The organism is Gaiella sp. (assembly GCF_057140465.1).
Genome location: NZ_DBNHWK010000101.1, coordinates 96,172 through 106,359, shown reverse-complemented (window position 1 = coordinate 106,359; position 10,188 = coordinate 96,172). Strand labels below are relative to the sequence as shown.

At 74.3% G+C, this 10,188-nt stretch carries 8 protein-coding genes and 2 tRNA genes; 5 read left to right on the top strand and 5 right to left on the bottom strand.

The features are described from left to right. The coding region (locus AC162C_RS14460) for a tetratricopeptide repeat protein (RefSeq protein WP_484098141.1) at positions 1–1,361 on the top strand (1,361 nt) is incomplete at its 5' end. Here the strand turns inward: AC162C_RS14460 and AC162C_RS14455 are convergent. Together AC162C_RS14455 and AC162C_RS14450 are read right to left on the bottom strand one after the other, a co-directional pair. Beyond that, the gene (locus AC162C_RS14455; RefSeq protein ID WP_484098140.1) at positions 1,362–2,771 is read right to left on the bottom strand and encodes a hypothetical protein; all 1,410 of its coding nucleotides are present in this window, start codon (positions 2,769–2,771) and stop codon (positions 1,362–1,364) included. 204 nt (positions 2,772–2,975) lie between these two features. After that, a complete protein-coding gene (locus tag AC162C_RS14450; RefSeq protein ID WP_484098139.1) occupies positions 2,976–4,373 on the bottom strand; it encodes an NAD(P)/FAD-dependent oxidoreductase in 1,398 nt (465 codons plus the stop codon). Positions 4,374–4,398: 25 nt separating this feature from the next. On the opposite strand from AC162C_RS14450, the gene AC162C_RS14445 reads away from it, so the two are divergent. Next, positions 4,399–6,447, top strand: coding sequence for an alpha/beta fold hydrolase (locus tag AC162C_RS14445; RefSeq protein ID WP_484098138.1), 2,049 nt, complete (start codon positions 4,399–4,401; stop codon positions 6,445–6,447). A gap of 19 nt (positions 6,448–6,466) precedes the next feature. Here the strand turns inward: AC162C_RS14445 and AC162C_RS14440 are convergent, their stop codons facing one another. Beyond that, positions 6,467–7,360 (bottom strand): hypothetical protein, encoded by an 894-nt coding sequence (locus AC162C_RS14440; RefSeq protein ID WP_484098137.1) that lies wholly within the window; start codon positions 7,358–7,360, stop codon positions 6,467–6,469. 164 nt (positions 7,361–7,524) lie between these two features. Between AC162C_RS14440 and AC162C_RS14435 the strand changes: the two genes are divergently transcribed. Further along, a complete protein-coding gene (locus AC162C_RS14435) occupies positions 7,525–7,950 on the top strand; it encodes a hypothetical protein (protein ID WP_484098136.1) in 426 nt (141 codons plus the stop codon). Between the two features lie 96 nt (positions 7,951–8,046). On the opposite strand, the gene AC162C_RS14430 is transcribed toward AC162C_RS14435, so the two are convergent. Together AC162C_RS14430 and AC162C_RS14425 are read right to left on the bottom strand one after the other, a co-directional pair. Beyond that, entirely contained in the window at positions 8,047–9,504 is a 1,458-nt protein-coding gene (locus tag AC162C_RS14430; RefSeq protein WP_484098135.1) for an arylsulfotransferase family protein, read from the bottom strand. Between the two features lie 108 nt (positions 9,505–9,612). Continuing rightward, positions 9,613–9,684, bottom strand: a tRNA-Arg gene (locus tag AC162C_RS14425). Between the two features lie 35 nt (positions 9,685–9,719). Between AC162C_RS14425 and AC162C_RS14420 the strand changes: the two genes are divergently transcribed. Next, a tRNA-His gene (locus tag AC162C_RS14420) sits at positions 9,720–9,792 on the top strand. Between the two features lie 79 nt (positions 9,793–9,871). Next, positions 9,872–10,105, top strand: a complete 234-nt coding sequence (locus tag AC162C_RS14415) for a hypothetical protein (RefSeq protein WP_484098134.1) — start codon at positions 9,872–9,874, stop codon at positions 10,103–10,105. The last annotated feature ends 83 nt before the right edge of the window (positions 10,106–10,188 follow it).

Below are 10,188 nucleotides of genomic sequence, written 5' to 3'. Positions count from 1 at the left end.
TCCACTACTCGGCGGCCGGGCGCTGGGACGAGGCGTGGCGGTACTCGCGCGTCGCGGGCGACGCCGCGCGCGCCGTGTACGCGAACGTCGAGGCGGCGCGGTTCTACGAGCGGGCGCTGGCGGCCGCACCCAGGATCGACGGGATCGACAGTGCCGACCCCGCCGAGGTCGCGGTCAGGCGGGGCGAGGCGAGAGAGCATGCCGGCCTGTTCGAGGCCGCGCTCGACGGCCTGCAGCGGGCGCGGCGGCTCGCGGGTGACGACCCCATCGCGCTCGCCGACGTGCGCTACCGGCGAGCGCGCGTCCTCATGCGCATGGGGGCCTTCCGCACCGCGTATCGCGAGACGATGCGCGGCTACCGCTCGATCGAGGCGGTCGCCGGAGACGACGCGACGCGAGCGCGTGCGCGCCTCGTCCGCCTCAGCAGCGCCCTCCGCCTCATGGAGGGGCGCCCGCGCGAGGCGCGCTCGCTCGCGGAGGACGCCGCGACGGAGGCCGAGCGGGCCGGTGACGAGCTCGAGCTCGCCAACGCCTACGCCGTCCTCAACGCCGCCCTCGAGGACCTGGGGGCGAGCGGGTCCGAGGAGTTCGCGGACCGGGCGCTCACGATCTACGCCCGGATCGGGGAGCTCCCCGGCCTCGCGAACGTCGAGAACTCGGTCGGGGTGCACGCCTACGCGGAGGGCCGCTGGGACGACGCGGTGGCCGCCTACCAGCGGGCGCAGGACGCCTACCGGCGCGCCGGCAACGAGGTCCATGCCGCCGCGACCGCCGGCAACGTCGGGGAGGTGCTCGTCAGCCAGGGACGCTTCGACGAGGCCCGCGAGGTGCTCGTGGAGGCGATCCGGGCGCTCCGCGCGCACGGCCTCGTCGGCCCGGCGCTGTTCGCGGAGATCCAGCTGGGACGCGTCCATCTCGCGCTCGCCGACCTCGACCGCGCAGAGGAGCTGCTGGCGGCGGCGCGGGCCGAGGCCGTCGAGCTCGGGATCCGCGTGCTCTCGCTCGAGGCGGCGATCACGCTCGCCGACGTCGCGCGCTGCCGGGGCGACGGGGAGGGCGCGCTCGCGGTCCTCGAGGAGGAGGAGTCGCGCGCGGGGGAGCTCGTGGTGCCCTTCGGGGCCGCGCTCGCCCGGGCGAAGGCGGAGACGCTGCTCGCCCTCGACCGGCTCGACGAGGCGGCCGCGGTCGTCGCGGCCGGGCTTGCCTCCGCGGCGGAGAACGACCGCGTCTACGAGCGGGCGCTGCTGCTCGTGCTCAGCGCCCGGATCGGCCGGCTGGACGGAGCGGAACGTGCCGAGGCCCTGCAGGAGTCGCGTGGACTCCTGCAGGGCCTCGGCGTGATCGCCGTTCCGTGTCGCTGACTACGGGAAGAGCCGGTAGCCGTCGACCTTCGTCACCGCGAGGTCGACGCGGTTGCCGCCGGCCTCCTCGACCGTCGAGGCCAGGCAGGACGTGATGTCCGCCCCACCGAAGCCATCCCAGTCTTCGACCAGAGTCGGTGTCTCGGTCTCGGGGTCGAAGCCGGGGTTCGACAGTGGCATCGAAGTGCAGTACTGCATGGGGACCGGGGCGGTGTATGGGGCGGTGTCGTCGAACTTGAGCGACCGGTTCGCGGGATCGGGCTGGGCCGTCCCGTCGAACGCCCACTCCATCTGCTCGACGACGACAACGCTTCTGAGTGGATTCCCTCCGTGGAGGTTCACCACCCGGTCGTCTCCCGCCTTGTACGCCTCGAACACCAAGATGCCGTCTCCCGACGAGTCGCAGACCGCAGCGATCGGCAGCCACACCGTGTAGGTGTCCCCGACCCCCGACGTGGTCTGGAACTTCCCGACTACCTCGGGGCCGATTCCCGGCGCGCAGCCGGCGTCGAGGGCGTTGGCGACGCCGAAGTTCGCCGTCGTCCAGTCGTCCTCGAACGTGAACGCGTACCCGTCCGGGAGGTCCGATCCGCACTCCGAGAGGTCTGCCGTCCAGTCCGGATGCGCTGTCGGGGGCGTCCCCGTTCTTGGCGTGGTCTGCACGTAGACGCCGGCGTCACCGCTCTCCAGACACAGGACGTAGTCGCTGTTGAGCGGGACGTCGCTCAGCTCGTAGTAGCCGTTGGCATCCGTGATATCGCTGAAGCCTGCTGGCACTCCCGCCTCGTAGAGCTTGACCGTCCAGCCGTTGAGCAGCGCCTCGTTCGGCGTGTCTCCGGTGCCATCGGTCCGCGTTCCGCTCTCGTCGACGTCGTTGAAGACGATCCCCGAGATCGTCCCGGTGCATCCGGCGACGACCAGCGTTTGGAAGGTCGGATTCGAGAACGCGTTGGCCTCGTCGCCCTGGTTGTCGTTGAAGCTGTTCGCCTGCTTGACGACGGCCGTGATCCCGCCTGAGCCGTCGGCCGGCGCGTCGACGTCGACCGTGACGGTCACGGATCCACCAGGGGCGCTGCCCCTGGCCGCCGCGAGCTCGAGATTCTCGAGCCTGATGACCTGCCCGGACAGAGTGCCCTCCGAGGCAGACCCAGGCACAGGCACGACGACGCCGGGCAGAGTCACCTCGGCCGAGCCGAGCGTCGCGGTCTTGGCGGTGTTGGTCAGCGTGATCGTGAGCGTGGTCTGCTCACCCGTGCACAGCTCCAACGGACTTGTGGAGAGCGTGTACGTCTTGTCCGGCGCGCCGCTCGCCAGTGGGATCGCGACCGCCGCCGCCACGACCACGGCGAGGACGAGGAAGATCGTCGCCCGCCTGTTCTTCCTATACGCCCGTTTGACCTGTTGCGTCATGCCGCATCACACCCCTTGTCGCTGGCTCGGCGGAGCCCACGTGGCCGCGAACTCCCCCACCCGGTTGTTGGATCGAGTCTACGCGCGCGCGGGGTCGTCGCAAATGGGCAATGATCACCGATCTGCCCCCTACCCGTCCTGGTAGGTGGCCCACGCCCTCCTGGGCCCAGGGGCGCGCTCGCGCGCCGCTCCCTTTCAGCCCCGTCAGCGCGGCAGCCGCAGCCCGAGGCGCCGCGGGAGCGAGGCGACGAACCCGGTCAGCGGGTCGGGGGCGCGGCCCTCGTCGAGCGCCGCGTCGCGGCGGACGAGCGCCTCGCGGATCACCGCGCCGCCGAGGAAGCGGACCGGCTCCGGCGGGAACAGCGCGCGGTCGGGCTCGACGATCGCGAGCGCGGTCAGCTCGTCGCGGCGGTCGAGGGCGAGGCGGGCGAGGATCTCGCCCCCGAGGTAGGTCGGCCCGACCCCGTTGCCCGTGAACCCGAAGCCGTGGTGCACGCGCCCGCGTGACCCGAAGATCGGCATGTGGGTGGGGGAGACGTCGATCGGGCCGCCCCAGGCGTGCGTGACCCGGCGCTCGCGCAGCGCCGGGAAGAGGCGCCGCAGCGTCTGCGCGGCGTTCGCGGCGGCGTCGCGGTCGACGTCGAGCCGGTCGCGGTGCCTCCCGGCGAAGCCCATCCGCCCGCCGCCCCAGCCGAGCGCGATCCGCCCGTCGCGCGTCGTGCGGAAGTAGTGCAGGAGCGTCCGGCAGTCGTGGACGTTCTCGCCGCCCGTCCAGCCGATCTCCTCGATCACGTCCGGCACCGGCTCGGTGATCACCATGTGGCTCGACGCGACCGCGAGCGCGAGCCGGTAGCCGGGAAACCTCGCCGTCGCCGCGTTCACGGCGAGCACCGCCGCCCCCGCCCGCACGGCCCCGCCGTCGGTGTGCGCGACGCCGTCCGTCGTCAGGCGCGTCACCGGGCTGCGCTCGTGGAGGCGCACCCCGGCGTCGAGCACGCGGGCGCGCAGCCCGAGCGACAGCCGCGCCGGCTGCACGCTCGCGGCGAGCCGCAGGAGCATCCCGCCCCGGAACGCGTCGGAGCGGCAGCGCGCGAGCACCTCGTCCCGCGAGAGCGGCGTCGCCTCCTCCGCGGCGCCGACCGCGCGGCACGCCGCGACGATCTCGTCCCAGTCGCCGAGCTGCGCCGCGCTCGTCGCCACGTGCATCGTCCCGCCCTGCCGGTACCAGGCGTCGACCTCCTCCGCCTCGCACCAGGCCCCGATCCCGTGCACCGCGCGCTCGGAGGCGCGGCACACGTCCACCGCGCGCGCGTCGCCGACCCGGTCGCGCAGGATCGGGAGGTCGTCCCACAGCGTCGAGACGAAGCCGCCGTTGCGCCCGCTCGGCCCGTGCCCCGCGAGGTGCGCCTCGAGCACGACGACGTCGAGGGCGGGCTCGAGCGCCTTCAGCTGCCACGCCGTCCACAGCCCCAGGTAGCCGGCGCCGACGACGACGACGTCGGCCGAGAGGTCGCCCGAGAGCGGTCGCGCCGGCTCGACCGGCCAGTCCCGCCGGGCGTCCTCGAGCCACCAGCCGAAGCGCGTGTGCCGCACGTCCCGCATGCGCCCCGAGCCTACTCGCGGACGGGTGACGTCGGCCCGCCGAGCTGCAGGTACCCTGAGCGGCATCGACGGGAGCCCCCCGACCTCGGCGAGAACCCGGCTCGCGACGCGATGGACGCTCGCCGCGGCCTCGGTCGGCGTGCTCACGGCGGCGCTCGCGGTCTTCCTCGGCGCGGCCGCGCCGTCCGCGGCCGCCACCGACGGCGCCCCGGTCACGCGCGCCGCAGGCGACGCGGTCGTCCCCGGGTGGCTCCGCTTCGCGGCCCCGCCCGCCGCTCAGCTCCGCCCGACGGCGCCGGCCGCAGGCATCGCCGCGCTCCGGCCCACCGGCAGCCTCGGCACCGCCGCCACCCCGTGCGGCGCCTCCGGGGTGCTCTGCTCCGAGGTCGTCGTCCCGCTCGACCGCACCGGCCAGGTCCCCGGGTCGATCACGCTCTACGTCGAGACGGTGCCGGCGGCCGGACCCGAGCGCGGGCTCCTCTTCCTGATCGCCGGCGGCCCCGGCCAGGGCTCGGCCGGCTCCTTCGGCCTCGCCGACCCCGACAACGTCGACTACTACCGCTACCTCTTCCCCGGCTACACGCTCGTCGCGTTCGACAACCGCGGCACCGGCCGCTCCGGGCTCCTCATCTGCCCCGGCCTGCAGGGCTCCTACCCCCTCGAGGAGGAGGGGGCCCGGGTCGCCGGGTGCGCGAACACGATCGGGCCGAACCGGGTCTACTACGCCACCCGCGACCACGCCGAGGACATCGACGCGGTACGCGTGTCGCTCGGGCGCGAGCGCGTCGCGCTCTGGGGCACCTCGTACGGCACGAAGCTCGCGATGGCCTACGCCCTCGCCCACCCGCTGCAGGTCGACCGGCTGCTCCTCGACTCCGTCGTGCCCCCCGACCTCGGCGAGCCGTTCCGCACGCACACGCTGCGCGCGATCCCGGGCGCGCTCTCCGAGTACTGCGGCGGCGGCCTCTGCCGCTCGAGCACGTCGAACATCGCCCGCGACGTCTCGACGCTCGCGAACCGGCTCCAGGCGACGCCGGTCAGCGGCAAGGTGCTCCGCGAGAACGGCTCCACGCGGACGGTGCGCGTCACCGGCCTCGACTTCCTCGGGCTCGTCGTCGACGCCGACCTCGACCCCGGGATCGCGGCGGCGCTCCCCGCCGCCGTGCGCTCCGCCCTCCGCGGCGACCCGCAGCCGCTGCTGCGCCTCGTCGACCTCGACCAGCGCGGCTTCGAGAGCCCCGAGGACCTGAGCGGCGGCCTGTTCGCGGCGACGACGTGCGCCGACGGGCCGTTCCCGTGGGCGCCCGAGACGCCGGTCGCCGAGCGTCCGCCGATCACCGCCGCGGCCGTCGCGGCGACGCCCGACGACGCGTTCGGGCCCTTCGGGAAGTGGGCCGCCGGCATCGGCAACGCCCCGTTCTGCCAGTCGTGGCCGCCCCCCGCGGGCGGGGCCGCGCTCGGCGCGGGGCCGCTGCCCGACGTGCCCGTGCTCGCGGTCAACGGCGGCTTCGACATGCGGACGCCGCCGCCGAGCGCCGTCTCGGTCGTCCAGCGCTTCCCGCGGGGGCGGCTGATCGTCGTCCCGGGCGTCGGGCACAGCGTCCTCGGGGCCGACCCGTCGTTCTGCGCGGCGCGGGCCGTCCGCAAGTGGATGCTCGACGCCGAGTTCTCCGACCAGTGCGCCCGGCCGCGGCCGCTCGTCGAGCCGATCGCCCCGTACCCGGCGCCGACGCGCAACGGGCGCATCGGCGCGGCGGCCACGCTCGCGATCGCGACCGCGACGGTGGAGGACGCCGAGGCCCTGTACTTGTCGGCAGGAGGCAACCCCGGCACGCGCCGCGCCGGGCTCTACGGCGGCCGCATCATCGTCACCGAGGACGGGTTCCGGCTCGACCGCTACAGCATCGTCCCCGGCGTGCAACTGTCGGGCACCGTCGACCTGACGGGCTTCGGGCCGCCCCTCATCTTCGAGGGCGTGGTCACGGTCGGCGGCCCCAGGGCTGCGTCCGGGCTGCTCGGCTTCGTCGGCGGCAGGCTCGCGGGCACGCTCGACGGCGTCCTCGCCGGCCGCTGACGGCGGCGGGCGCGGCGAGCTAGCGGATCTTCGCCGAGAACGAGCGCGACAGCCGCGCCCCCTCGACGAGGAGCGTGACCGAGCCCCTGACCATCTTGCCCTTGGCGGTCTTCGGGATCCTCCACACGCACGTGGCGACGCCGTTGCGCACCCGCTTCGCCCGCACCGGGAGCCGCGTGCCCGCGATCGTCGCGTTGCAGAGGACGGTGCCGCCCTTCACGAGACGGCCGGTCGTGTTCTGCGTCGCCGCGAGCCCGACCGAGAACGCCTTGCCGGCCCGCGCGGGCTTCGGCGAGGTCGTGAAGCCGACGGCGGTGAGCTTGACGGTCGCCTTCACCTCGTAGCGGTACAGCCCGCCGCCCGCGTTGGGTGCGACGTCGGTGTGCGCGTTCGTGAAGTCCGGGTCGCCGGCCGCGTCGTCGACGATCCCGGAGACGGCGATCACGACGAACCCGAACGTCTTCGGGCTGCCGAGGTCGACGGCGCCGACGCGGATCGTCGGCCCCGTCGGCTCGTAGGTGAACGACGTCGACGCCTGCGACGGGGCGGCGTCGTAGTCGTCGGTGCCGTTCCACTTGAACAGCGCCGCGCTGCCGGCGACGAGCTGGAGCGCGTAGTCGGCACCGAGGCTGTCGGCGTCGCCGACGCCCGGAACGGTGTCGAGGAAGACGAGGAAGAGCATGTCCGGCGTCAGCGACGGCCGGTTCGCGACGTCGATCTTGAAGCTGATCAGGCCGGTGTCGTCGTTCGAGACGGTGATCGCCGTGACGTCCGGCGCCTCCGGGTCCTCGCCCGTCGCGTCCTGGAACACCTGCGAGTTCGCGGTCGTCGCGGTGGACGCCGCGAGCGCGATCGCCGGGACGGCCACGAGCGCGGCCATCAGGACGACGAAGAGGAGCCTCGGCCGGCGCATGTCGGCACATTGTGCCCGATGGGCCGCCGAGCGTGCGGCCGGCCTCGGTGGAAGCGGCGACCCGGCGCGGCGGCCCCGACCGGGAGACGCCGGTCGCGGAGAGCGCCGGACGGCGGTCTACGCTGCGAGGCGATCGCAGGACGTCCCCCGGAAGGAGGCACTCGATGCGCCCGTCCCCGTCCACCCTGATCGCCCTCGCCGCCCTGTTCTTCGCGCTCGGCGGCTCGGCGCTCGCCGTCTCGGAGGCCGTGAAGCCGCAGGCGCGCTGTCAGCCCGGGGCCGTCCGCGGCTACGTCGCCGTCACCGGCGACCCGGCCAAGGGCATCGCCAACATCCCCGACACGTTCACGTCCGCGAAGAGCCTGTTCGCCGCCCGCTTCACGTGCAAGGGCTCGGCCCCGCAGGTCCGCCGCGTCGATCGCGGCGTGTACGAGGTGCGCTTCCCGGGGAACGCGTCACGGATCGCGACCTTCAGCGCCCCCGAGGCCCAGCCGACGGGCGGCCACAACGGCACGGCGTTCCGCGTCACGCTCTGGGTTCCCGGCCGGCAGGATCCCGTCGACACGCCGTTCGTCGTGATCGCCATGTAGTCGCCGCGCACGGCCTCTCGAGCGACCCGCCCGCGCGGATCTCCCCCGGCGCCGAGCGCCGGGGCTCCGGTGCGCGCCTCGCGCGCCGTCCGCGGATCAGCCGCGGACGGCGACGACCTGCGATCGCGCGAGCTCCCGCCGCGACGCGTCGAGCGCCACCACCTGGGCGAACCGCGGACGCCCGGCCAGCGGGATCGCCGCCTCGAACCCCGCCCTGCTCACCGTTCGCGCGGGGGTGAGGCGGCTCCGGACGTCCCCTGCGAGCACCCTCCAGTACCGCGTCTCCGTGCTGCCGTTCCAGCTCGCGTGGACGGTGACGCGGCCTGCGGAGCGCCTCGCGACGGCCTTCGGTCGCGTCGTCGGCCGCCCCACCCAGGGGAGGCGGAACGCGCGGTAGTTCCAGGCGCCCCCGTCGAAGGTCGCGTCGAAGCGGACGTCGCCGCCGGGCCCGAACTCCGTGACGACCGGCTCCGTCCCCCAGCCCACGAGCACGGCGTCACCGGCGAGCACCTGTGCGTTCCCCATCGCCGTCGACTCCAGCGCGGCCGGGTGGCGGTACTGCTGCAGCAGGTAGGCGCGTCGCTCGACGTGGTCGAGCCCGAGGCGGATCGCGCGCGACTGGGGGGTCGACTGCGACGGGCCGTTGTCGAACAGCGTGAGCGTCCCGTCGGTGTGCGCGCGGGCGTCGTGCTGGTACATGAAGTCGGCTCCGGGCCCGAGCGTGAAGTCGCTGTTCCGCCCGCCCAGCCGCCACCGCACCTGCCCGCTCGCCCGGTCGATCGAGTACACGGCCGCCGTGTTCCGCGCCGAGACGACGAGGTTCCCGTCGAGGTCGGCGTCGATCGAGTTGATGTGGAAGTAGTCGAACGGGTCGAGCACGGGCGCGTACGACTCGGTGAGCGCGACGTGGTCGAGGCTGTGCCACTCGAACAGCACGCGGCCCGACGCGATGTCCACCTCCTGGACGATCGAGTCGAGCACCGTCCCGTCGGCGGAGCCGCCGACGGCGGTGAGGTCGGCGGAGACCGCGCTGTAGATCGTGAGGAGCGCCGTGCGCCGCGGCGTGAGGAGGAACTCGTGCACGTCGGCGTCGTAGCCGTTGCCCGCACGCACGCGGGCGACGGGGACGTAGCGCTGGTCGAGGATCACGCCCTCGCCGACGCCCACGCCGATATCGGTGTCGATCGTGCCCTCCCACCACGTGAGGACCTGCCTGCCCGCGTAGACCTGGCGGCGGAAGTCCACGGCGAAGGAGTCGACCATCGGTCGGAACCACACGACGTTCCCGCGGTTGTCGAGGATCGTCGGGCCCCGCTGGCCGGGCCCGTTGAGCGACGCCACGAACAGGTACCCGGGTGAGGGGCCCGCCGACGTCGTGACGGTCATCGTCGGCGGCGAGAGCCCTGGTTCGGTGACGAACCGCGCGACGCCGGGCGTGGCGAGCGCCCGGGCGTGCCCGCCGCCGCCGGCGGCCGCCACCCCCGGGGCGGACAGGCCGACCAGGCCCGCGCCCGCGGCGAGGAGGAGGTCGCGTCGGGTGAGAGCCTCGCGCACGCCCGCATGATCGCAGTGTCCGGCGGATTCCGGGCCGGGAATCGGCGCGCGGGCGCCCGTCGCCGGGCCGGGGTCGCGCGACCGCGGCGACCCCGCAGCCACGCCGGATGGCCCCGGGTGGAGTCGAACCACCGCACGCAGATTCGAAGTCTGCCGCTCTATCCACTGAGCTACGGGGCCGTGCCACCCCTCACGGTATCCTGACCCGGCGCGCGGTGGCGGTAGCTCAGCTGGTAGAGCCCCGGGTTGTGGTCCCGGTGGTCGCGGGTTCGAGTCCCGTCCGCCACCCCTCTCACTCGCCCGGATCCGGGGCCGGAGACGGCTCCGGGCGGTCCGGTCCGTCCGACGGGGGTCCTACCCTCGCCGCATGACGCTGGGCATCGTCGTCTTCGGCGCTGTCTTCCTCGTCGGTCTCGGCCTCGGGACCGTCACCCGTCGGCCCCTCCCCACGGCCGGTCTCGTCGTCGGCTCGTTCGTCGCGCTGCTCACGGCGCAGGCGCACGAGCCGTTCGTCGCGTTCGCGACGTTCTCGCTGATCGTGCTCGGGGGGCTGGTCGCCGACTCGGTGAGGGAGACGGTCGGCCTGCTCCTCGGCAGATAGCCGGGGGGCGGGCGCACGACCCGGGCGCGGGCCGCGCCCCGCCCGAGGGCCCCCTCGTGCCGGATCCGTCGATACGCTCCGTC